Annotated in this window: 22 protein-coding genes; 9 read left to right on the forward strand and 13 right to left on the reverse strand. The window is 38.1% G+C overall.

Annotated elements, in window-relative coordinates; translation table 11 throughout:
• Together murU and EGS47_RS17070 are read right to left on the reverse strand one after the other, a co-directional pair.
• Positions 1-690 (reverse strand): N-acetylmuramate alpha-1-phosphate uridylyltransferase MurU, encoded by a 690-nt coding sequence (murU, locus tag EGS47_RS17065; RefSeq protein ID WP_005003955.1) that lies wholly within the window; start codon positions 688-690, stop codon positions 1-3.
• Positions 690-1,703 carry an aminoglycoside phosphotransferase family protein gene (locus EGS47_RS17070; RefSeq protein ID WP_005003953.1) on the reverse strand — a complete coding sequence of 338 codons (1,014 nt, stop codon included), beginning with the start codon at positions 1,701-1,703 and terminating at the stop codon, positions 690-692. The genes murU and EGS47_RS17070 overlap by 1 nt, the downstream gene beginning before the upstream one ends.
• 119 nt (positions 1,704-1,822) lie before the next feature.
• Between EGS47_RS17070 and EGS47_RS17075 the strand changes: the two genes are divergently transcribed.
• A complete protein-coding gene (locus tag EGS47_RS17075; protein WP_005003952.1) occupies positions 1,823-4,282 on the forward strand; it encodes an LPS-assembly protein LptD in 2,460 nt (819 codons plus the stop codon).
• Positions 4,282-5,625 (forward strand): peptidylprolyl isomerase, encoded by a 1,344-nt coding sequence (locus EGS47_RS17080; protein WP_004989478.1) that lies wholly within the window; start codon positions 4,282-4,284, stop codon positions 5,623-5,625. The genes EGS47_RS17075 and EGS47_RS17080 overlap by 1 nt, the downstream gene beginning before the upstream one ends.
• Positions 5,626-5,753: 128 nt before the next feature.
• Here the strand turns inward: EGS47_RS17080 and hfq are convergent, their stop codons facing one another.
• The 4 genes from hfq to tsaE all read right to left on the reverse strand — a co-directional run bounded on the left by hfq (position 5,754) and on the right by tsaE (position 9,745).
• On the reverse strand, positions 5,754-6,281 hold the full coding sequence (hfq, locus tag EGS47_RS17085; RefSeq protein WP_004989480.1) for an RNA chaperone Hfq: 528 nt from the start codon (positions 6,279-6,281) through the stop codon (positions 5,754-5,756).
• A 93-nt stretch (positions 6,282-6,374) separates the two neighbouring features.
• Positions 6,375-7,319 (reverse strand): tRNA (adenosine(37)-N6)-dimethylallyltransferase MiaA, encoded by a 945-nt coding sequence (gene miaA / locus EGS47_RS17090; protein ID WP_005003948.1) that lies wholly within the window; start codon positions 7,317-7,319, stop codon positions 6,375-6,377.
• A gap of 6 nt (positions 7,320-7,325) precedes the next feature.
• A complete protein-coding gene (gene mutL, locus EGS47_RS17095; RefSeq protein WP_171455422.1) occupies positions 7,326-9,275 on the reverse strand; it encodes a DNA mismatch repair endonuclease MutL in 1,950 nt (649 codons plus the stop codon).
• Positions 9,272-9,745, reverse strand: coding sequence for a tRNA (adenosine(37)-N6)-threonylcarbamoyltransferase complex ATPase subunit type 1 TsaE (gene tsaE / locus EGS47_RS17100; protein WP_005003944.1), 474 nt, complete (start codon positions 9,743-9,745; stop codon positions 9,272-9,274). Before tsaE ends, mutL begins: the two co-directional genes overlap by 4 nt.
• Positions 9,746-9,872: 127 nt before the next feature.
• Here tsaE and EGS47_RS17105 point away from each other — a divergent pair, with 127 nt between their 5' ends.
• The 3 genes from EGS47_RS17105 (at position 9,873) to EGS47_RS17115 (ending at position 11,754) form a co-directional block, all read left to right on the forward strand.
• Positions 9,873-10,805: an RluA family pseudouridine synthase gene (locus tag EGS47_RS17105; protein WP_005003941.1), complete on the forward strand. Its 933-nt coding sequence runs from the start codon at positions 9,873-9,875 to the stop codon at positions 10,803-10,805.
• Positions 10,806-10,893: 88 nt separating this feature from the next.
• Positions 10,894-11,202, forward strand: a complete 309-nt coding sequence (locus EGS47_RS17110) for a type II toxin-antitoxin system RelB/DinJ family antitoxin (protein ID WP_004989494.1) — start codon at positions 10,894-10,896, stop codon at positions 11,200-11,202.
• 108 nt (positions 11,203-11,310) lie between these two features.
• On the forward strand, positions 11,311-11,754 hold the full coding sequence (locus tag EGS47_RS17115; RefSeq protein ID WP_004989495.1) for a GNAT family N-acetyltransferase: 444 nt from the start codon (positions 11,311-11,313) through the stop codon (positions 11,752-11,754).
• Positions 11,755-11,756: 2 nt separating this feature from the next.
• Here the strand turns inward: EGS47_RS17115 and EGS47_RS17120 are convergent, their stop codons facing one another.
• The 4 genes from EGS47_RS17120 to EGS47_RS17135 all read right to left on the reverse strand — a co-directional run bounded on the left by EGS47_RS17120 (position 11,757) and on the right by EGS47_RS17135 (position 15,519).
• Positions 11,757-12,467: a pseudouridine synthase gene (locus tag EGS47_RS17120; protein ID WP_119686805.1), complete on the reverse strand. Its 711-nt coding sequence runs from the start codon at positions 12,465-12,467 to the stop codon at positions 11,757-11,759.
• Positions 12,468-12,992: 525 nt separating this feature from the next.
• Complete coding sequence (locus EGS47_RS17125; RefSeq protein ID WP_005001726.1) at positions 12,993-13,862, reverse strand: IS982 family transposase; 870 nt, start codon at positions 13,860-13,862, stop codon at positions 12,993-12,995.
• 74 nt (positions 13,863-13,936) lie between these two features.
• Positions 13,937-14,662: a hypothetical protein gene (locus tag EGS47_RS17130; RefSeq protein ID WP_119686850.1), complete on the reverse strand. Its 726-nt coding sequence runs from the start codon at positions 14,660-14,662 to the stop codon at positions 13,937-13,939.
• Positions 14,663-14,685: 23 nt separating this feature from the next.
• A complete protein-coding gene (locus EGS47_RS17135; RefSeq protein ID WP_005003935.1) occupies positions 14,686-15,519 on the reverse strand; it encodes a hypothetical protein in 834 nt (277 codons plus the stop codon).
• Between the two features lie 197 nt (positions 15,520-15,716).
• Here EGS47_RS17135 and EGS47_RS17140 point away from each other — a divergent pair, with 197 nt between their 5' ends.
• From EGS47_RS17140 to EGS47_RS17150, 3 genes are all read left to right on the forward strand, one after another.
• On the forward strand, positions 15,717-16,685 hold the full coding sequence (locus tag EGS47_RS17140; protein ID WP_005003933.1) for a 5'/3'-nucleotidase SurE: 969 nt from the start codon (positions 15,717-15,719) through the stop codon (positions 16,683-16,685).
• Positions 16,686-16,699: 14 nt separating this feature from the next.
• Positions 16,700-17,344, forward strand: a complete 645-nt coding sequence (locus EGS47_RS17145) for a hypothetical protein (protein WP_005003931.1) — start codon at positions 16,700-16,702, stop codon at positions 17,342-17,344.
• A 310-nt stretch (positions 17,345-17,654) separates the two neighbouring features.
• Positions 17,655-18,110 carry a DUF441 domain-containing protein gene (locus EGS47_RS17150; protein ID WP_161798701.1) on the forward strand — a complete coding sequence of 152 codons (456 nt, stop codon included), beginning with the start codon at positions 17,655-17,657 and terminating at the stop codon, positions 18,108-18,110.
• Here the strand turns inward: EGS47_RS17150 and EGS47_RS17155 are convergent.
• The 3 genes from EGS47_RS17155 to EGS47_RS17165 all read right to left on the reverse strand — a co-directional run bounded on the left by EGS47_RS17155 (position 18,097) and on the right by EGS47_RS17165 (position 21,113).
• A complete protein-coding gene (locus EGS47_RS17155; RefSeq protein WP_119686851.1) occupies positions 18,097-19,137 on the reverse strand; it encodes a sensor domain-containing diguanylate cyclase in 1,041 nt (346 codons plus the stop codon). The two genes, EGS47_RS17150 and EGS47_RS17155, sit on opposite strands and share 14 nt — an antisense overlap.
• 286 nt (positions 19,138-19,423) lie before the next feature.
• Complete coding sequence (locus EGS47_RS17160) at positions 19,424-20,344, reverse strand: LysR family transcriptional regulator (RefSeq protein WP_004989520.1); 921 nt, start codon at positions 20,342-20,344, stop codon at positions 19,424-19,426.
• Between the two features lie 331 nt (positions 20,345-20,675).
• Positions 20,676-21,113 carry a hypothetical protein gene (locus EGS47_RS17165; protein WP_034697739.1) on the reverse strand — a complete coding sequence of 146 codons (438 nt, stop codon included), beginning with the start codon at positions 21,111-21,113 and terminating at the stop codon, positions 20,676-20,678.
• A 209-nt stretch (positions 21,114-21,322) separates the two neighbouring features.
• On the opposite strand from EGS47_RS17165, the gene EGS47_RS17170 reads away from it, so the two are divergent.
• Positions 21,323-22,525: an MFS transporter gene (locus tag EGS47_RS17170; RefSeq protein ID WP_005003916.1), complete on the forward strand. Its 1,203-nt coding sequence runs from the start codon at positions 21,323-21,325 to the stop codon at positions 22,523-22,525.
• Positions 22,526-22,554: the final 29 nt, after the last annotated feature.

The raw sequence follows: 22,554 nt of genomic DNA on the forward strand, positions 1-22,554 counted from the left end.
TTAAATGTATAAACCTGCTTTAATGTGTTGATCTAGCTCATTTAATCGCTCAGGCGTACCCACATCAACCCAAACACCTTGCATTTTTTCAGCACTCACTTGGCCGTTAAGCATGGCTTGTTTCAATAAAGGTGCTAAAGGTCGTTTACCGTGTTCTAAATTTTCAAATAGTTTGGGCGATAAAACAGCCACGCCACTATAAGTTAGAGCCTCACCTATTTGCGCTTGCTCAAAAGTATAAGCTTTGCCATTGGATAGCACAAAATCACCCTGCGGATGTTGCACAGGATTAGGCACAAATACTAAATGCGCTAAATCGTCGATTAATTTGACCTTTAAAAGCGATGCAAAATCCATCGTTGTCCAAACATCACCATTGACCAAAATAAAAGGATCATCACCCAACAATGGCAAGGCATTGATAATGCCACCCGCTGTTTCCAAACCTTCACTCTCATGTGACCATAAGATTTTGACACCTAAAAGCGAGCCATCACCTAAAGCATCTACCAGTTTATCAGCCAGCCATGCCGTATTAATAACGATCTCGGTGACACCAATCTTTTTCAATTTTTCGATATGCCAAACAATCAAAGGTTTTTCAGCGACTTGCAATAAAGGCTTCGGTGTATGCAAAGTCAATGGACGCATACGATTACCCAAGCCCGCAGCAAGAATCATAGCTTTCATTAGGCGGCTACCTCATAACGACCATATTTTTCAATAAACTTAGGCATGACTGTCTGCTGCATAAATTGCATAAAAGCATCCAGTTCTGGATAAGCTTTGCTTTCTTCGAGTAAATACCACATCACACGAGGCAAATCTTTGAGATAACCCGATTTTCCATCTCGCTCAAATAAACGGACGAAAATTCCCAGAATTTTGATATGACGCTGTATCGCCATAAAGTCCGCTTCTTTTTTAAATTGTTCAAAACTGCGATTGATCTTGGCTTCATCGGGTAATAAATCATAAAAAAGCTGGAACCAACGATAAACCCGATCTGCATTCCACTGCACATACGCATCACGCGTAATCGAGATCAGATCATAGGTATCTGCGCCGACCACCGCATCCTGAAAATCAATCACACCCAGTTGTTCTTCGCCTTCAATTTTCATCAAGTTACGACTATGAAAATCCCGATGCACAATCACCTGAGGCTGCGCAAGCGCAGTGTTTGCCAATAAATTAAATGTTTGATCGATAACTGTTTGCTGTTCTGCGCTTGGTATAACTTGAAGTGATGGCAGCATCCAATCTGTCAGCAACTTCATTTCGGTCAGTAACTTTTCATGCGAATAGACTGGGAAATGTCCCTCACCCTGAATCGATTGCAATTGAATCAGTTGCTTAAAGCTTTGTAGATAATAATGATCCACCGTGACATCATTCAGTAGAGTTGATAAGACCACATCACCAAAGTCTTCAAGTAGCAGAAAACCCTGCTCCAGATTTTTAGCAATAATATGTGGCACACGTACACCATGCTGATCAAAAAACTCATCAATCATCACAAATGGAGCACAATCTTCTTTTTCAGGTGGCGCATCCATCAACATAAAGGTATTATTTTGGTTAATGACGCGTGCATAGCGTCTAAAACTCGCATCTCCAGCTAAAAAGTGAACCTGAAAATCTTCAGTATTCAAAGCAGAGGCAATCCATGATTGTATCAATTGTTCACGTTGTGTATTCATTTGCAATAAAATCTAAAACTAGCTGAGATTTTGAAGTCATAAGTGTAGCCACTTATAAACTTTTTCTCTATGATGCGACAATAATTAATTGCGAATTAGCATACTTGGTTAATGAAACAATGAAGCATCAGTTTAAATTTAATCCTTTAGCGACCGCTATTTTGACACTTTTATGTGGTGGCTCCATACAATCAAGTTATGCTGAGTCGGATAATGCGGCTTCTAACGTTGATAATAAACAGCTCAAGGAAAGCATTCAAAAAGCTTATCCTGGTCAGGAATTTTTTGAGCAATATTATGTAGATAAATCTGCACCTGAAGCTCAGGTCAGAGATACAAAATCATTAAGCTCTGCCTTTTGTACAGGTACATGGATCACTCCCATCAGTCCAACCGCTCAAGCCGTAGATCCAGAAAAGGCGACTTCTGTGGTGACTGCCGACTATGGACATTACAATCCCAAAGGCGATTCACAGCTAAGTGGTAATGTCGTAATTGATCAGGAAGGTCGATCTATTCGCGCCGACAAAGTCACCATTGATCAGACTCAAACCTATGCTGACGCTGAAGGTCACGTACAATTAGCACAAGGCGGTCTGCTTTCTCAGAGCGACAAGATCAATTACAATTTAAAGACCCAAACAGGTGATTTAAATAATAGTTTCTACATTTCTGAGGAACGGCATGCGCATGGTCATGCACAGCAGATCAATCGTACATCACCGACGACGATGGTTTTGAATGATGCGACCTACACGACCTGTCCTCCTGAAGAAAAACCAACATGGCAAATTAAAGCCAAAGAAATCAAGTTGGATCAGGACAGTGGTCGGGGCATAACCAAGGGCACAAAACTTTACGTCAAAGATGTACCTGTATTGGCGGTTCCTTATTTTAACTTTCCGATTGATGATCGTAGAACTACTGGGATTTTAAACCCCACCTTTGGTTTCTCCAATGATGGAGGTTTTGAACTTGCCGTTCCTGTTTATCTTAATCTCGCGCCTAACTACGATGCAACTGTGACGCCACGCTACTATGCTGATCGTGGCACGATGCTGGAAGGTCAGTTCAGATATATCACCGAGAACTTTGGTGAGGGTAAAATTTCTGGCGCTTATCTTCCTGAAGATAAAAAATATAATGATCAAGACCGTAAAGATTTAAAATTTTTACATAATTGGGATATCAATGATTATTGGTCAACCAACTTAGAATACAATTACGCATCAGATAAAGACTTTACGGCAGACTTAAACTCAAGTCCTGATTCAAAGACAGATTTAAATTTACGTCGTGCCTGGGTGTTAAATTATAAAAATCAAATTCCTGGCTTAAAAGCTCAATTAAAAGTTGAAGACTTTCAGACTCTAGATAAAACCGTAGCTGATATTGACCGACCTTATGCGCGTCTGCCTCAGTTTTTACTAAACTATGTCACGGGCAATCCTCTAGGGTTACAATACGAGTTTAATAACGACACCGCATATTTCAAAAAAGACATTAGTGATACTAACAACTATAGCACTCAGCCAAGTGGTACACGAATCTATAACCAATTCGCGGCACGTTATAACTTTAGAAACACCTATGCTTTTGCCATTCCTGAAGTCTCGGTTCGTAGCATTAATACATTTTATGATGAAAACACCATCAACGCTTTATATCCTGAAGGTGGAGCAACACCAAACGATAAAAATAAATCGGTGGTTGTACCGCAATTCAGTCTGGATACTGGTTTAACCTTTGAAAAAGATGGAAAATACCTGCAAACCATTACGCCAAGAGCATTTTATGCCTATGCGCCGTATAAAAATCAGACAGATTATCCAAACTTTGACACCACTACAGCTTCGATTAATTATGATCAACTGTTTAACCCATATCGCTTCTATGGACATGACCGTTTAGAAGATAATAACTTTATGTCTTTGGGCGTAAGTTATAGTTTATTTGATCCAGAAGGTTTAGAACGCCTGCGCGCCAGTGTTGGACAAAGCTACTATTTTCAAGATAGACGCGTCACTTTAATCAGTAATGATGAAAGCGACACGGAAAAAAATACAGGGCCTGTGGTGAGTTTATCTAGCCAGCTTTCACAGCACTTTACCATTGGTGCAAATTCGGCATGGATGTCAAACGGTACGAATTCACAACGTGATTTTCAAATGTACTACACAGGTGACAAAGGAAATCTGTATAACTTAGGCTATTTTTATCGTAAAGAAATTCCAGATCGCCAAAATACTTATGATCAGGTGGTTGCATCCTTTATACAACCTATCCATAACAATTGGCGTATTATGGGCCATGTTCAATACGACCTTGACAATAGTGTCGCGCGTGAATATTTACTCGGTGTAAATTACGAATCATGCTGTTGGGGCGTTTCAGTCTATGGACGCTCTTATTACAATGACCTTGATAATCCAAACGATCCAAACGTCAATGTAAAAAAAGCGGTTATGGTCGAACTTACCCTGAAAGGCTTAGGTGGTGTAAATAACAAACTTGCATCTATTATGGAAAATCGAGTTTTAGGCTTTAAAGAAACTAATCAATCTTGGACACAACGTTAATGAAGACAAAGTATTTAAAACAGTTATTTAAAGCAACTGCCCTCGCAGCGGTTGTTTCTTCATCAATGCATAGTTTTGCTGCAACTCCTTCGGATGAAGTGATTGCAATTGTGGACAATAGTGTCATTTTAAAGAGCGATTTAGAACAAGGCGTTGCTGAGGCAGCCCATCAAATGCAAGCGCAAAAAAAAGAAGTTCCACCTGAACAATACTTACAGCTACAAGTTTTAGATCAACTGATTTTACGTGAAGCCCAACTTGAGCAAGTGAAACGTTATGGAATCAAGCCTGACGAAAAAGCGCTTAATGAAGCCGTACTTAAAGTTGCAAACCAATCTGGCAGCAAATCTCTTGAAGCTTTCCAGCAAAAGTTGGATGCTATGGCGCCAGGAACTTATGCATCCTTACGTGATCGTATTGGTGAAGATCTAGCCATCAGTCGCTTACGTCAGCAACAAGTGATGTCACGTATTAAAATTAGCGATCAAGACGTTGCCAACTTTTTAAAATCCCCACAGGGTCAAGCCATGTTAGGCAGTCAGGTTCATGTCTTACATGCACGTATTTCTGGTGCCAAAGCAGATCCGCAACAACTCAATCAGGTCGCTCAAGAAGTTAAAACCGCTTTAAATAGCAGCGATGATATTGCAAACATTGGCAAGACTTATTCAACCAAAGATATCAAGGTTGAAGGTGCGGATATGGGTTATCGTGACTTAGCCGATATTCCTGCGGAACTGGCAGCGCGTGTAAGTGCCTTACAAACAGGTCAAACCACCGAACTGATTAATGTCCGTGATGGAATTCATGTATTAAAACTACTTGACCGCAAAACCAGTGATCAAAAAGCGATGGTGGAGCAATATAAAACTCGCCATATCTTAATCCAACCTTCTGAAGTGGTCAGCCCTGAAAATGCCAAACAAATGATCACAAGCTTATATAATCGCTTAAAAGCAGGTGAAGATTTTGCAACTTTAGCGGCCACCTTTTCCAATGATCCAGGTTCTGCTCGTGATGGCGGTAGTTTAGGCTGGGTAACTCCTGGGATGATGGTTCCTGAGTTTGATGAAAAAATGAAGAATACGCCTGTGGGTCAAATCAGCGAGCCATTTCAAACTCAGTTCGGTTGGCATATTTTACAGGTACAAGATACCCGTAAACAGGATATGACGCATGAATATCAAGAACGTATGGCGCGTCAAATATTAGGTGAACGCCAGTTTGATACTGAAGTGGATAGTTGGTTACGTGAAGTACGTTCTAATGCCTACGTCGAAATCAAAGATCCAACTCTGGATAAAAAAGCCCTTCAGGAACAAAGTCAGAAAAATAAATCTTAAAACCTGATTTTATAAAAAAGCCAGCAATTGCTGGCTTTTTTATTTTAACTTGTTCAAATTTAATCGTACACATACTTCTTGACATAAAAAAACCCCGATTAAGATCGGGGCTTCTCTAAAATGATCAATTAACGATTATTTTCGTCTTCTTGATTATCTTCAAATTTTGTATCGCCATCAAAGCCTGATGATTGACCACCACCAAAGCCGCCTTGACCACCGAAGCCGCCACCTTGACCACCAAAGCCACCTTGACCACCGAAGCCGCCTTGACCACCGAAGCCGCCTTGACCACCGAAGCCACCACCTTGACCACCGAAGCCGCCTTGACCACCGAAGCCGCCGCCTTGACCACCGCCAAAGCCGCCACCTTGACCACCGCCAAAGCCACCACCTTGACCACCGCCAAAGCCGCCACCTTGACCTGCTGTTGCAGGAGCGCCAGCTGGACGTGGATTACGAGCAGGAACAACTGTAGAAATTGCATGCTTATAAACCATTTGGCTTACTGTGTTTTTTAATAGAACCACGTATTGGTCAAAAGATTCAATATGACCCTGTAGCTTGATACCGTTCACAAGGAAAATAGAAACAGGAATACGTTCTTTACGGAGAGAATTTAAGAACGGATCTTGTAAAGTTTGACCTTTAGACATGTTATAACTCCAAAAAAAATTAAAAATCAGCGCAAAAAACCATCTTTAGTTTTCAATTAAAAATTATAAAAAAGATAGTATGTAAATTTTGCTTTATCCATAAGAGTTTCGCAAGTCTTCTTGAGCTTGCTTTATCGTTAAATAAGTTTTAAAACAGTGTGTTTCTTGCAAAGATCGTAACCAAGTGTATTGACGTTTTGCAAGTTGTCGTGTCGAAAATAATGCTCTATCTTCCATCTCCAGCTTATTTTTGTGACTTTTGTCACTTTTTAGAAGAAAATCGAGTGCTTGCCGATAGCCGACACATCGCATTGAGGGCAAATTGTCATTAATATCGTATTTTTCAATCAAGTATTCCACTTCATTTAAAAAACCAATATCCCACATTTTGCGTAATCTTTGTTCGATTCGCTGATGTAATTCTACTCGATCTGGGAGTAAAGCATAATTATGAAAAATGTAGCGATATGGTAAATTTTTAGGCTGTTCGGCTTGTAATTTTGTGATTGGCTGACCAGTTAAACGAAAAACTTCCAATGCCCGAATAATTCGTTGTTTATCTGAAACTTTGAACTTTTCTCCTGCAAGTGGATCCACCCGCTTTAATTCTTCATAAACAGCTTGCCAACCCTGCTCATTTGCTTTTTGTTCAATTTCCGCTCTAACCTGTGCATCTGCATTAGGTAAATGATCTGAAAGCCCTTCAAGCAATGCTTTGAAATACAACATCGTTCCACCCACCAAAATCGGGGTTTTACCGCGTGCGTGAATGTCATCAATCAAGCGACTCGCATCTTCGACAAACTGGGCAGCAGAATACACCTCTAACGGCGAAATAATATCAATCAGATGATGCGGATAAAGTGCTTGCTCCTCTTGCGTAGGTTTAGCAGTACCAATATCCATATCTCGATAAATAAGTGCTGAATCCACTGAAATAATTTCAAAATGACCACGTTCGTATAACTCACATGCCAGCGCAGTCTTGCCGCTGGCAGTCGGCCCCATCAGATTAATCACAGGCAAGTTTGATGACATTTGAGATTATTCTCCGCGAGCAAAAAGTTTATCAAGTTGATTAAGTGGAAACGCTCGCCATGTTGGACGACCATGATTACATTGACTGGCAAATTCAGTCTGTTCCACCTGACGGAGTAATGCATTCATTTCCGAAAGACTAAGCATACGATGCGCACGTACTGCGCCATGACATGACATGCCCGCCAAAATCTGATCGCGCTTTTGCATCAGTGCCTGAGCCTCATCATTTGGATCCAAATCATGCAACAGTTCAGGAATGAGCTTGTCAAAATCGGCTTTTTGCAAAATCGCAGGCACCCCACGAACAATGACCTGCTCATCGCCGTATTGATCGATTTCAAGCCCCAATCGAAGCAGTTGATTTTTTAAATCCTCAATGCGGGTGGCTTGCATGCGACTAATGGTAATAATTTTTGGAATTAAAAGTTGCTGAGATGTCCAAAACTCTGGTTTATCCCAAGCACTTTTCATTTGTTGCAATAAAATACGTTCATGCGCCGCATGCATATCAACGATAATCAGCCCTTCTGTATTTTGTGCCAAGATATAAATGCCATGTAACTGTGCAATGGCGATCCCTAAAGGAAACTCATCGACTGAAGAGGATGTTGCAGATGCATCATGCTCAGTATCTGAATTTTCCCGAAGCGGCGACAAATACGTTTTCAGGGCATTATTGAGCTGCGTTGAACCGTTATAACGACTTTGGGGTGAATATTGAACGTTCTGCGGACGGCTGGAATTAAAATCAGTCAGTAACTCAGTAGAAAGCTCTGGTGTTGTTTCAGACTGATCTGATACACGTGGCGACGTATCCAAATTTTTATGTAAAGCAAATTGTTCCTGATAACGCGGTTGAATGACCTTATTTAAAGCGGATGTCACCTGCTCATCAGCTTTCATTGCCTGAGCCAAATCAGTACTTGCGGTTTGAAACTGCGCCAAGGTTTCTTTGGCATAATGTCTGACGAACTCGTGCACTTCGCGTTGATTGAGGAAACGAATTTCATGCTTGGTGGGATGCACATTGACATCGATCTGCTCGGGATCAACCTCTAAAAACAGTAAATAACCCGCATATTGATGGCCATGTAAAATACCATCATAAGCCATGCGCAGCGCATGAGAAATGGTTTTATCCTTGACGATACGACCATTCACATAAACATATTGTAAATCAGCCTGTGGTCTGGCATCAGAAGGGTGTCCAAGCCAACCTGACAAACGCATATTGATGCTTTCACTATCGAGCCAATAAGCATTTTGCGTAAATTGTTGACCGAGTAATTGTTGCACTCGTTGGAATCTTAAAGCACCGCTATCTGCTATAGGCAGGTTTAAACGAATCTGATCATTATGCTCAAGGACAAAGCGGATATCAAAATGGGTTAAAGCCAAACGGCGAACAATTTCTTCAATATGTCCAAATTCTGTACCTGGTTTTTTTAAAAATTTACGCCGCGCAGGTACATTAAAAAATAAATCCTGTACACGAATATGGGTACCTTTTTGTGCTGCCACTGCTTGAACCTGTTGATGTTCAAAAGCGGTACCGTTCACTTCTACCTGATAACCAATCCCTTCTTCATTTTGGCTACTCACCAGAGTCAAACGTGATACGGCTGCAATTGAAGCCAATGCTTCTCCACGAAAGCCCAAACTGACAATCGCATGCAAATCTTCAGCAGTTTGAATTTTACTAGTGGCATGTCGCATAACGGCAAGCGGCAGATCATCTGGATGAATGCCATTGCCATTGTCGATGATTTCAATGAGGGTTGCGCCGCCTTGTGCAACACGAATAATCAACTCGGTTGCTCCTGCATCAATCGAGTTTTCCAGAAGCTCTTTGACTACTGATGACGGGCGCTCAATTACTTCTCCCGCAGCAATCTGGTTGGCTAACGCAGGATTTAAAGCATGGATACGACGCAAGCTAATTGAATCACTCATGATTCCAATGTTTCCTTTAATACCTGATAAAGGTTTTCATCATTTAAAGACAATGTAACAAAACGCTGAAGATCATCTTCTGATTTTTCAATATTGATGACAAGATCTGCCTGAGGAATTTCATCTCCACCTTTAGATGGCCATTCAAATAAAAATAAAGCGTTAGGCACTTCGAGATAGTCACGAATCCCCATCAGCTCTAATTCATAAGGATCATTTAAACGATAAAGATCAAAATGGAAAATTTCGTTATTGTTAATTTTATAAGGTTCAACCAGCGTATAAGTTGGACTTTTGACTGCACCTTGATGTCCCATGTGTTGCAATAAATAGCGTGTAAAAGTGGTTTTCCCCGCCCCTAGATCACCAATCAAATAAATCACACCAGATTGCACAAAATTAGCTAAATGCTGCGCAAACTGCTGAGTATCATCTTCACTATTTAATTGTAACGATAAGGAATATTGCATAGCACACACGACATGAATCGAAGAACGGAATATGATAGCATTTTCAGGCTTTAAAAGCTTACGCTAGGCGGACATCTGTTTTATTTTAAAACAAGCCATTTACATCTGTTTATTTTTATCACATTTCATGAACAAAATTGAATTTAAACCGCCGATGATCAATGGCGTGAGTGCCAGTCAAGTCTTCTTACCCCACGATCGAGATCAAACTATTCAGACGGTTTTTCAATATCTCTGCAAACATTTTGCACATATTTTAGAACCAGAATGGCAACAACGTTTTACAGAGGGTTTGATTTATGATTCGACTGGACAAATACTCGCAGTCGATAGTCCATATCAAGCCAATACCCATATTTTTTATTATCGTTTTTTGGCACATGAAATCCATGTTCCGTTTGAGCACCAAATTTTATTTGAAAATGAATATTTATTGATTGTCGATAAACCACATTTTTTAACCATCAGTCCGACAGGACAATATGTACAGGAAACATTACTGGTACGCTTAAAAAATCAGACTGGAATTGAAGAATTAAGTCCAATACATCGGCTTGATCGGGAAACAGCAGGAATCGTTCTATTTAGTAAAAAAGCTGAAGTTAGACACGCGTATCAGGAGCTTTTTGCCAAACGACAAGTCCAAAAAACTTACCATGCAATTGCAGCTTATGAGCCAGAATTATATTTTCCCCAAGCTCTTAATCTCTGTATGGAAAAAGGACAACCTTTTTATACCATGCAGATTAATCCTTACGGTGAACCCAATAGCGAAACCTTGATTGAATGTCTGGAGCATAATAAAACATGGGCAAAATATCAGTTAAAACCCCATACGGGTAAACAGCATCAACTGCGAGTTCATCTCAATTATTTAGGTATTCCGATTCAAAATGATCCTTTTTATCCCACTGTTCAACATAAAGCAGACGATGATTTTTCTGCGCCATTACAACTTTTAGCCAAAAGCATTGAGTTTACCGATCCTATCAATAGTCAGAAAATTTGTATTGAATCAACATTTGATTTGAGTTTGTCATACCAAAGTAATGACAAATGAACGATTTTTTATGTGCAAAATATTGAAATTACAATTTCTTGGTTTACAATGAATTTTTTAAAATTAAAAAATCATTCGGTTATTATTCATGCGAAAAACAGAAGTCTATCAGGTTCGCCTTGACTCACAAGAAAAGAAACAGGCCTTTGCTGTTTTTAAGCAACTGGGGATTACACCTGCTCAAGCAGTTCGTCTTTTTTTCAAGCAAGTGGTTTTGACTAAGTCTATTCCATTTACCATTGAGAACCAGAATATCAATATGGAACAGCTATTAAAGCTGCGTAAAATGAAATCTGCGACGACGCAAAGCAATGGGTCTGCTATAGATACAGAACTTGATGATGATGCATTTTTTGAAGAGTTAAATGCGCTGTTAGGTGAAAGTGATCAACTTTAAATACGCTTTACTATTTATAAATATAAACAAGTTTTAACGTTCTTCTTTAGATTTTTTCGTTATGCTCTCCATGTTTAGGATAATTAATAAAATATATGGAGACATTAGATGATTGTAAGACGCGCGACATTAGAAGATCTAAATCAGCTTGCGGTGTTATTTGATGAATATCGTCAGTTTTACGGTGCTTCATCTAATCTTAAACAATCTTATAATTTTCTAAAACAACGCTTCGAAAATAAAGAAAGTGTCATCTTCATCCATGTTAAAGATGATGTTTTCACTGGTTTTGTCTTGCTTTATCTGGGTTTTTCTTCAGTTGCGTGTTCAAATTATTATATTTTAGACGATGTCTATGTAACCCCCATTTATCGTCGTCAAGGATCCGCCAGACAACTCATCGATACTGCAATATTATTTGCACGACATGAAAGTGCATTAAGAATTAGTCTGGAGACTCAGAAAACCAACGTCGAATCTCAACGGCTTTATGAGTCTATGGGATTTATTCAGGATGATGCTTTTCTTACTTATCACTGTTTTCTTAAATAATTTCACTGTGAATTTGATTGTTGTGCTGCCTGAATTTGCTCTTTATCTAAATAAATCCACTCCCCTAATTCAAGCTCAGGCAAATCCAATTCACCAATTTGCTGCCGATGCAGCGCTTGAACTTTATTCCCTACTGCGGCAAGCATACGTTTAACCTGATGATAAACACCCTGATGAATGGTTAAACTGAGTTGGTACTCATTTAATAAATGAACATCTGTTGCAGCAAAAATTCCTTTTTCGTTATGTAATTCAACTCCATTTTCTAGCGCGATTAATTGTTCCTGAAAAATCGGGTCGAGTGTCGTGACATGATAGACTTTTGGAACATGACGCTTGGGATGAGTGAGCGCATGTAAAAATTGACCATCATCTGTTAGTAATAATAATCCTGTTGTGTCTTGATCTAAGCGCCCTACCGCAGCGAGTCCACGCTCTCTTAAAATCTCTGGGAATAAATTAAAGACGCTTTTGTGATGCTGAGGTTGATGTGAACATTCAAAACCTTGAGGTTTATTCAGTGCAATATACACTTTTTCGCGATAAATATAATCTTGACCATATACTGAAAAGTTTAAATCTTTCACATCGACACGACATTTTAGGTCTGTTTGCACTTCGCCATGAATGCTTATTGCTCCGTTTTTAATCAGTTGCTGACAATGTTTGCGTGAACCAAAACCTTGTGATTGCAACATTTTTTCCAAGAGCATAACAATATCCGAAATAAGCGATGGTATAGTTTAACTGATTTTTAAAATTTAACGCGATAAAATAGGCATAAATAGCACAACTGCCACAGAAATTTAAAGTTTAGCTTTGCTTAAATCAACTAGATTTAAGCGACAATACAAATATAAAGTCTGAATAGCTCGGAAAATTTATTAACAAAATCTAAACCTTTATAAGACTTATTTACTTTATTCTAAAAGCACCTTTAAATCAATTCCCTAATTATTTAAAGATATTACGATTTTAAATAAACGCGCTTCATATTTAAATTTATCTTTCATATTTTATTTATATGACTTATATTTTATAAATTCCAAATAAACCTTATTTAAAAAATAATACATATAAGCAAGATACTTATATGTATTATATACTGATTAATTAACCCACACTTTTTAAAAAATATGTGATAACTCTAAAATCTAACCATTAGGATATTTTTGATTAATTAATTGGGTTCGGAGAAGACCCATTCGTGTTGAAAGATTAGTTAACCCGAATCCTGCTTAAGCTAATGATTCCATAACTTGAATTGTTGGCTTATTCCGATGAGTTAATTGATATGCACATAACGATGTATAAATTCCACTAAGAAATCCATGAATACTACGTGCTTTACTCGTCACTAAATTGTATTGTCCTTTCAATAAGCTGAATAACGTCTCTATCTTATTGCGTTGTTTTAAATGATATTTATCTGATGAACAGAGTTGAATAGCCTGCATGTTCTTTCTATGGTAAGTAATCAAATCAACACCTTGATCTTTTAACCTGCTTTTTAAATTTTGACTGATATAGCCACGATCTGCATAAAGCTTTGCGTCTAAGCCTTCAACCAATTGTTCAACCATTTTTATGTCAGCAACATGCCCATTAGATAAGCCTGAGCTAACGATCTCACCGAATTGATTCATCACGATATGTAACTTACAGCCATAAAACCATCCCATTGAACTTTTACCGCGAGATGCAATCTTGGCTAATGATTTATGACGCTGAATACGCTGATTTTTACAGACAGGCAGAGTCGTTGAATCAATCCATAAATATTGTTTGTATTCACCTTTCATCAAAGCGACATGTAAAGCATGTAAAGCTAATTGATGCATATTGATCAGGTGAATCATCCTTTGGTAACAGGGTAAGCGTTTAAATAAATGATTTTTATCCTGCTTCAACCATGAAAAGAAAGCTTTGAAATTGTTGAAATGAGAACACTTATACCAAATAGCGATAAAATGTATTTCTGAGAGACTCAGCTGGGCTGGTCGAATTCTTACAGAGCGACGACTTTGTTTGAGAAACTTCCAATAAGTTGCTTCAAATTTAAGAAAGAAATCATCAATGATGCAGAATAATTCGGTACTATTGAACATCAGGGCTAGAGCTTTAGGTTTGGTGTGGTAACTCAACTGATGGCTCTAGTCCCCTTATTTTTCAAGTCAATTGCTTATCCGCGATTCGGGTTAGTTAGTATATATAAATCTCTCCTCCGATTCTGTGCTGGCAAAGCATCGACATCATAATTTATTGGCATCACGATTCCTTTAGGTATTGCTGCATTCATTCCATAAATTTTAGATATATCAATAGCTAAAGATTGTTGATCTGCATGAGTAAAGATTGCAACTTTACCTAAACTAGTGCCCGAGCTTGCTTTCTTAACAATCATAGCGGCCACTTGATCAATACTTGCCGTAACGACTCCATTTGTATTGATCGTTGGATTACCGACTGTAATGACTTTATCGCTCTCTAGGTGATACTTTGACTTTAAGATAGAAGCCACTTCCCACTGTGCGTAAATTAATACTGGGTTCATTTGATAAAGCATATACACTGCATCGGCAATTTGCTCATTAATAGGTCCAGATTCTGGCATTGTATTACCATTCAATGCTGGGCGATATCCAAAGCTATAAGCTACGATTGTATTAATTGTATTCAAATCGAAAGTAGCAGTATCCCAATTAAATAATGTCTTAAATAGGTTCTGAGTCTGTGTATTTGCCAAAGTAGCATCATTCAATTCAGTCGTTAATTTACCTAACATTTGTCGCTTTAATTCAGCATCTGATGCAGCCAAAGTTGAAACTGTCGCAAAGACAGAGGAACCGATTGTACACAAACCCACAATAGAGGGCGCTAAAGTAAGAAAACGTCGACGTGTTAACATTATAAGATGTCCTAAATAAGGTATTAGCCCTGAGGGTATGCTTGCTTGGTTAATAAAATTGTTTTGGTATAAAGCTGTGCATATATATCGTGAATGAGGTATAGATCACGACTGCGTGTCCAAGGTTGCCCAGACTGCTCATCATAAATCATTGGTAGAGGAATCTCTTGAACCACGGCTGCCTGTATTCCACGTAATTGTGAAGTCAAGATACATCGTTTTGCGTGATCTCTATGGCCTACAATAGCAGCATTACCTAGCGCAGATGCTCCACCAGAAATTTTAATAATTGTATTGGCGACATCGTCAGTACTGAGATAGATAATAGTTCCATCAGACGCGATGATCGGCTCAATAGAAGTTAATACATCTTTCTCTAAATGATATTTAGATGTTAAAAAACGAGCAATTTCCCATTGTGCATAAATTTTGACAGGCTTTAATTTATATATACTATAAATGGTATCCGCAAGTGCTTCATTCATTGGGCCAGGATCAGGCATTGCTGCTTGATTTCCACCATTACTAGAAGTATTTCCACTTTGTTCATTAGGACGATTACCAAAAGCGTAACCAATAATACTATTGATTTGATTCGCTTTAATTTGTGGTAATTCCCAGTTGAAGCAACAGTCAAGTATGATGGGAGAGACAATACTTGCGAGCTTAGCATCACCTAGTTGTAGATTCATTTTAGCTTCAATTTGTGTTAGTAAATTTGAGTCATTTATTGGCTCTTGATTACTTATTTCTTGTTGCTGATCATTATCATTGCAACCACTCAATAAAGTTCCCGCAGCCAGTGCGGTACCTATAGCTAAAAATTTTCTACGATTACTATTGGGAAATTCACTCATTATCTAATCCAAGATATATTTAAGTTTAAAAAAAAGAATTTTAATGATTCAAAATCATGAAATTTTGGGATTTTAATTGTAATTAATGACAATAAAGTTAAAGTTTTGCTTTGATAAAATAATTTTCAATAGTAATAAAAATTAAATATATTTTGATTACTGTCCACTTCTTAATTGAATAATGCGATGGTTTGGATATGAAAAAAATTTTATTGGGCAGTCTTATTTTATCTGCTTGTACAACACAAGCTTTTGCAATGAATATATTATTAGTTAATGATGATGGTCTAACCAGTAATATTAAAGCTCTATACGACGAGTTAAAGACAGAGGGTCATAATGTTTTAGTCTCAGTACCCTGTTCACCACAAAGTGGACGTGGAGGTGCTATCGTAATGTATAGTACAACTGTAATAACATCTGACAATGATAAACAAATTGCAGCAGAAAATGGTTGTCATAATGGTGCAGCTCCAATAGGAGCACCTGCCGCTGGAACTTTTACTAAAGCGGGCTATACCAATGGTGACTGGAACTATGTCCATGGAACGCCTGTAATGGCGACCATTTACGGTTTAGATATTGTTGCTAAAAAGCATTGGGGAAAATTACCAGATCTAGTCCTCTCAGGGCCCAATGAAGGACAAAATGTCGGAAAAGTAGTTATTCATTCTGGAACTATTGGTAATGTTCAATTATCTGCAGGTCGTGGGATTCCATCCATTGCATTAAGTGCAGATACTAATACAGTTGATGATAAATCTTTAAAAAATCCCAATTCTGTGATTGTGGCGAAGCAAACTGTAGTGCTGCTAAAAGAATTACAAAGTAAGGCGGGTAAAGGACCATTATTAGCCAAAGGTATAACTTTAAATGTTAATTTTCCTAAGAATTTAACAACCAATACTCCTTTTGCTTTTTCAAAAATTGGAACTTTTGATTTATACAATTTTAAATTTAATGTAAGTAAAGATAATAGTGGAAACAATCAATATGGTTTAGGCTTTGATGTGACATCTAGTACCCCAGCTTCTACTCAAATGTCCGATGAAAGTGTTGTCATGCAAAGTAAGATTGCCGTTACGGCAATGCAAGTTGCTTATGAGCAGCGACCCGCAGCTCAAGAATGGCTAAAAATACGATTAAAAGGGTTATTTAATAAGTAAAGGGGAATAAATTGATGAAACGTTACTTATTAGCTTTGTTTTTGAGCTTAGGTTTAACTGCTTGTAATGATGATCATAAGGATCAACAAAATACGATAGCTGAGTCGCCTGAATTAGCCCCAAACTTACCAGTAGGCACATACATTATTAGTACAGTCACCAATGAAGATTTACCGCAGGTTGGCAAGTATTATTTAGGACAAGATGGCAACAAGTTATTGGTACTCAATGATGAGCAAGATCGTGCACAAATCGTGATGAGTTACGATGCAAAAAGTAAAACATGGCAAAGTAACCAGAAAGATAAAAATCTTGTTATTAAGCTAGATCATTATGAAAAAATTGTCGATGAAAAACTGGATATTAATCAGTTGATCGGACTCTATAACCTCTCATTTTCCAATGGCACTACGATTCCTATCGAAGTGAAAGCTAACGGACAGATGATCGCTAAAGATCCTAACTGTACCTTTAATGGTGTGATAACTGCTAGCCAACTGGCAAATACTGCAATATATGCATTGACAGATAATAAATGTGATTTACTAAAAAATAACACCCAAGGCTATATTGTTGTTGATGGCGATCTAGAGCCAACAAGTTTTAGAATGCTTTCAAGTAAACTTGAATCACAAGATGTCTGGGCATTTTTAAATTAGTAAATGTAATGAGAAATGGTAACGAGCTTAAGTACGTTATCATTTCTCATATCCAGTATTTACAATAACTTAGCTCAAACGGCAACTACAGATATAATCAATCCCGATATTACTGCAAATATTTTCAATCAACTCATACCTTCAACTATGTGTGGCTAATATTACAGATAATGGCCTTCAGCTATATACATCCCTTATTGCCTGTGATTATCAAATATTAAAAAAGAAAAATGATATTTTTCAACCATTGGTAAAATAAAAAATCGTTATACAATATACCTCTCCCCCAATATACGCTTTTATTACCATGATCATGTCACAGCTTGATGTCAATCTGTTGGTTTTACTCGTTTTACTGGCCTGTGGTATTTTCAGTCAAAATGCGGCAGTCACGATTGCTGCGGGTGTTCTAATCTTCTTTAAGCTTACACCATTAAGTCAATTTTTCCCTTATTTACAACAACATGGATTAAATATTGGCGTTATTATTTTAACCATCGGTGTGCTTACGCCTATCGCCAGCGGCAAATTAAGTGGTGAGACGATTCTTAAATCATTCCTGAGTTACAAATCCATTTTAGCCATTGCAGTTGGTCTATTAGTGGCGTGGCTGGGCGGTCGCGGCGTTAAACTCATGACCAATCAACCAGATGTTGTTGCAGGTTTATTGATTGGTACAGTAGCGGGGGTCGCTGTACTTCGAGGAGTTCCTGTCGGGCCACTGATTGCAGCAGGAATTTTGTCTTTACTGATTAGCTATCAATAATCAATTGATTAAAACCACTTAAGTCTTCAGGCTGTTTCTTTGATCGTTTTGATAAATACATTTGCTGATCTGCATATTCAAGTAATTGTTCAACGCTATCTGCATGGGTTGGATAAATTGCAACCCCTGTGCTGGCTCGAATACTCAAGTTTTTATTTTCAAAGATAAATTCTTGATCACAAACAACATTGATTCGATCAACTACGTTCAAACTTAGTTTTGGATCAGCTAATTGAGTAAGAATAATGGCGAACTCATCTCCTCCAATACGAGCCAGATGGTCTTGAACTCGAATCACCATTTTTAATCTTTGGGCAAATTCTTTTAAAGCAGCATCACCAACCCGATGTCCATACTGATCATTAATTTGTTTCAAACCATCCATATCAATCATTAACAAAGCAAAATAATTCTGAGTAGATTGAGTTGAAGCAAGACATCTTCTGAAATGATCTAAAAACTGACTTCGATTGGAAAGCTCGGTAAGCACATCCTGAGTCGCCATACGATAGAGTTCTTGTGTACCAAATCGTGTTGCATGATACATGGCGGCCGCAATCAGTTCAGACATTAGCTCGAGTAGTCTTAAGTCTCCTTCTGCAAAAGCGGCTACTTTTTTTGAATATATTTTTAAAACGCCTAAAGGTTCTTCACAATGAATAAGTGGAACAACCGCCATTGAACGAAGTCCTACATAACGACAGGCAAATACATCCACTCTTGGATCTGTCTCAGTATCTGGACTATATAAGATTTCTTTTTTTTCAATACAAAGCCCCGAAAGAGTATTTTTAACTTTTATGCGATGACCTAGTAGATTTAAATTATGATCAGATACTGAATGAACCACCATTTCATTGGTTTCTAAGAGTTCAATAATTGCTCCATCAGCTTCAATAATGTTCTTTGACTGTTGGGCAACCACGGTCATCACTGAGTCTAAATCTAGCCCCAATTTTACAATTTCAGTCTGCGTCTTGATCACAGAAAGTAATTGTTCGACTGTCGGTTGAAATTTACCTGACATTCTAAGCCCTAACCCGTATTAAAAATGATGACTTTTTGACTATTAAAATAATAAGGAAGTGATGGGAGGGAATTTTACGACTAATTATGAAAAATGCATAGAAAATAAACAGACTTATGCGCTCAAAAAGGGCATTTTTAATCAATCTGCCGAATGACCTACAATTTAAATAATGTCCAAGTGTCTTTATTAGAAAGAATACAAACTTCTTTCATAAATTCCTTTTATTTCTCTCTATTAAAGAAAAATAAAGAAAGTTTAAACAATGATGAAAGAAGTCTTATAATTAGGCTGAATAATAATTTATTCTTTTCTGAGAAAATTTTTCCAACTGTTTCAAAAAACCTTCAAAATAGCTTTTTTCTTTCTCGTCAGTCCGATAACCCGCATATAAAGTACGGCGCAAACCTTGTGGTGCAACACAACTCAAACGACGACTTGTCACCCAGCCTTTTTGTTCATATTCATTCACCACCCAATCAGGCAAAGCTGAAATACCACGCCCACTGGCCACCAGTTGAATGAGCATCTGAGTTAAATCGGTGGTACGGATGGCTTTAGGCTGGATATTTGCAGGAAGAAATAGGTGCGCCATAATATCCAGACGATGTTTATCAACAGGATATGTGATCAACGTTTCTTCAGCTAAATTTTGTACCGTGATATTTTCGCTACGCACCAAAGGATGCGTATTGGATAAGACCAAACGTGATTCATATTCAAAAATCGGAAAATATTCAATCCCTTTAAGCGCGATCGGATCTGCGGTAATGAGTAAATCGAATTCACCTGTTTGTAAAAGTTCATGTGGATTGGCTTCAAAACCCGAAGCAAAGTCCAGATCGACATCAGGATACTGTTGACGATATTGATTTAATAATGGCATTAACCAGTCAAAACAACTGTGGCACTCAGACGAAAAAATAATACGTCCTGTCTGCCCATGGACAATACGCGTGATATCACTTTGTGCAATTTGAATTTGTGGTAACACATCATCGGCAAGTTTTAATAAGCGTTGCCCCACATTTGAAAAGGTTACAGGTCGACTACGACGATTGACGACTTCGACCCCATACCAATGATCAAGTTCTTTCAGTTGATGTGAAATTGCTGAAGGGGTTAGACACAAATCATTTGCAGCAGCGACCAGTGAACCATGCTCACGTAAAGCCAGAAGCGTTTTAAGATGGCGAATTTCAAGCATAAAGTCGAATCAAAACAAAAGAGTGAATATTATTCATTATATCATGAAATTTATTAGCTTGTTTCAACCTAAATTTTATTTCATTATTCGTTCACTACATGAATATGACTCAACTTATATGACTTTAAAACACAATCATCTTCTAGTTCCATTTTGACAGATCAAATAATTTGGATGCTAAATTCTTACTAAGATATTGAAAATAAAAATGTTATAAATTTTAAAATAATAAATATAAAAAACTATAATCAAAAACTCCAGACACTCTAGGTCAACGTTGACCTAGAGCTTTTTTTATCAGAACGGTTGATCTATCAAATTCATCATGGAGTTATTGTGCAACATCATTAACTTGAGTTTGTGATTGAGCAACCATTGAAAGTAACTGATGACTTGCAACATTATCGTTTTGATCAAATATCACCTGATAAGAAAGTTTCTTTCCATCAAAATATGATTCCGCAGGCGTTCCAATGACTTCCCACAAACCAATCGAAGCGACATCTGCTAAGCCATGCCAAATCACACGACTGGTTTTATTTGCTTTGGAATAACCTTGTTGGAAAGTATAAATTTCTACACGTTGACCATCTTTATATTCACTTGCAACAGGTGCACCAAACTCAGCAATCACGTGATTACGTGAAATACCTGTATTTAAAACACTTAGATTTTTCTTACTGGGCTGATTACTTGCCATGACTACAGCACAACCACTACTAGTCAAGACAGATACCAGCAACCCCACAGCCATACATTTTTTTAACATCTTCATACTCATTATTCTGATTAACTCCATCACCGCATTAAACCCCGTAATGCAGCATGCAAATATATATTGTATATAACTTTTTTCAATCATTATTTATCGCTGTAAAGATGTTAAAAATCTTTAATCCCGAGTAAATTAGTTAACTATTACAATCTCTTTCCACTATAATTATTTCTTGATTATTCTCCCATTTCTCTCAATTTTTTATGTCAGCTAAATCAAATACATCGATTGCTTCGGGTTCACCCCGACAATATTCATTATTTTGGGTCATTTTAGCATTAGCGATTGGTGGCTTTTGTATCGGAACAACTGAATTTGTTGCAATGGGACTGATTCAGGAAATTGCCAAAGATCTACATATTAGTGTTCCAGATGCAGGTCATTTTATCAGTGCTTATGCACTTGGCGTGGTGATTGGTGCGCCAGTTATTGCTATTTTAGCTGCACGCATTCCACGCAAGTCGTTATTACTGGGTTTGATGTTATTTTACGGCATTGCCAATGCTCTAACCGCTTTGGCTCATACACCTGAAACTGTTTTACTTTCACGTTTTATCGCGGGTTTTCCACACGGCGCTTATTTTGGTGTAGGCGCATTGGTCGCCGCAGAACTGGCTGGTCCTAAAAAACGAGCTTCCGCTGTTGCTCAAATGATGATGGGGTTAACCATTGCGACAGTTTTCGGTGTTCCATTGGCAACATGGCTAGGTCAACAATTTGGTTGGCGTTCAGGCTTTGAATTTTCCTCAATTATTGCTTTTGTTACCTTAGTTGCCATTGCCATTTTTGTACCCCAAATACCAGTACATTCAACAGCCAGTGTTAAAACCGAGTTAGCAGGGCTGAAAAATATCCATATGTGGCTCACGCTTGCTGTGGGTGCAATTGGGTTTGGCGGTATGTTTTCGGTCTATAGTTATGTCTCACCTATTTTGACTGAATATACCCAAGTCAGTATCGATATTGTTCCCATTGCTTTAGCCATCTGGGGCGTTGGTATGGTGATTGGAGGATTATTGGCAGGTTGGCTGGCCGATCGGAATCTAAATAAAACCATTGTAGCCGTGCTTATCAGTTCGGCACTTGCTTTCGTTTTAGCCAGTTTCATGATGAGCCAGCTTTATACTGCGATTTTTGCCTTGTTTTTGATTGGACTCACGGTCATGGGTTTAGGCGGAACTTTACAAATGCGCTTAATGGATGTTGCTGGCGAAGCCCAAGGCTTGGCGGCATCTCTCAACCATTCAGCCTTTAATTTGGCAAATGCGTTAGGCGCTTTTTTAGGTGGTTGGGTCTTGAGTCATCAGATGGGCTGGATCGCACCTATCTGGGTGGGTTTTGTTCTAAGTCTTGGCGGATTAGTGATTTTATTGATCGCCTTTGCTGTAGAAAAATATAAGAAATAAACTCTTTGGCATGAGATCAATTTCAGTGA

This window comes from Acinetobacter sp. FDAARGOS_515 (assembly GCF_003938865.1).
Classification (GTDB): domain Bacteria; phylum Pseudomonadota; class Gammaproteobacteria; order Pseudomonadales; family Moraxellaceae; genus Acinetobacter; species Acinetobacter ursingii.

Bases quoted from the DNA above. Each gene is read 5' to 3' on its own strand.
- miaA (WP_005003948.1), bottom strand. From the start codon at position 7,319: ATGTCATCAAACTTGCCTGTGATTAATCTGATGGGGCCGACTGCCAGC.
- EGS47_RS17155 (WP_119686851.1), bottom strand. From the start codon at position 19,137: ATGTCAGGTAAATTTCAACCGACAGTCGAACAATTACTTTCTGTGATC.
- EGS47_RS17145 (WP_005003931.1), top strand. From the start codon at position 16,700: ATGAAACGTTACTTATTAGCTTTGTTTTTGAGCTTAGGTTTAACTGCT.
- EGS47_RS17115 (WP_004989495.1), top strand. From the start codon at position 11,311: ATGATTGTAAGACGCGCGACATTAGAAGATCTAAATCAGCTTGCGGTG.
- EGS47_RS17105 (WP_005003941.1), top strand. From the start codon at position 9,873: ATGAACAAAATTGAATTTAAACCGCCGATGATCAATGGCGTGAGTGCC.
- EGS47_RS17080 (WP_004989478.1), top strand. From the start codon at position 4,282: ATGAAGACAAAGTATTTAAAACAGTTATTTAAAGCAACTGCCCTCGCA.
- hfq (WP_004989480.1), bottom strand. From the start codon at position 6,281: ATGTCTAAAGGTCAAACTTTACAAGATCCGTTCTTAAATTCTCTCCGT.
- EGS47_RS17125 (WP_005001726.1), bottom strand. From the start codon at position 13,862: ATGTTCAATAGTACCGAATTATTCTGCATCATTGATGATTTCTTTCTT.
- EGS47_RS17075 (WP_005003952.1), top strand. From the start codon at position 1,823: ATGAAGCATCAGTTTAAATTTAATCCTTTAGCGACCGCTATTTTGACA.
- EGS47_RS17120 (WP_119686805.1), bottom strand. From the start codon at position 12,467: ATGCTCTTGGAAAAAATGTTGCAATCACAAGGTTTTGGTTCACGCAAA.
- EGS47_RS17110 (WP_004989494.1), top strand. From the start codon at position 10,894: ATGCGAAAAACAGAAGTCTATCAGGTTCGCCTTGACTCACAAGAAAAG.
- EGS47_RS17140 (WP_005003933.1), top strand. From the start codon at position 15,717: ATGAAAAAAATTTTATTGGGCAGTCTTATTTTATCTGCTTGTACAACA.
- EGS47_RS17160 (WP_004989520.1), bottom strand. From the start codon at position 20,344: ATGCTTGAAATTCGCCATCTTAAAACGCTTCTGGCTTTACGTGAGCAT.
- EGS47_RS17170 (WP_005003916.1), top strand. From the start codon at position 21,323: ATGTCAGCTAAATCAAATACATCGATTGCTTCGGGTTCACCCCGACAA.
- mutL (WP_171455422.1), bottom strand. From the start codon at position 9,275: ATGAGTGATTCAATTAGCTTGCGTCGTATCCATGCTTTAAATCCTGCG.
- EGS47_RS17165 (WP_034697739.1), bottom strand. From the start codon at position 21,113: ATGTTAAAAAAATGTATGGCTGTGGGGTTGCTGGTATCTGTCTTGACT.
- EGS47_RS17130 (WP_119686850.1), bottom strand. From the start codon at position 14,662: ATGTTAACACGTCGACGTTTTCTTACTTTAGCGCCCTCTATTGTGGGT.
- murU (WP_005003955.1), bottom strand. From the start codon at position 690: ATGAAAGCTATGATTCTTGCTGCGGGCTTGGGTAATCGTATGCGTCCA.
- EGS47_RS17070 (WP_005003953.1), bottom strand. From the start codon at position 1,703: ATGAATACACAACGTGAACAATTGATACAATCATGGATTGCCTCTGCT.
- tsaE (WP_005003944.1), bottom strand. From the start codon at position 9,745: ATGCAATATTCCTTATCGTTACAATTAAATAGTGAAGATGATACTCAG.
- EGS47_RS17135 (WP_005003935.1), bottom strand. From the start codon at position 15,519: ATGAGTGAATTTCCCAATAGTAATCGTAGAAAATTTTTAGCTATAGGT.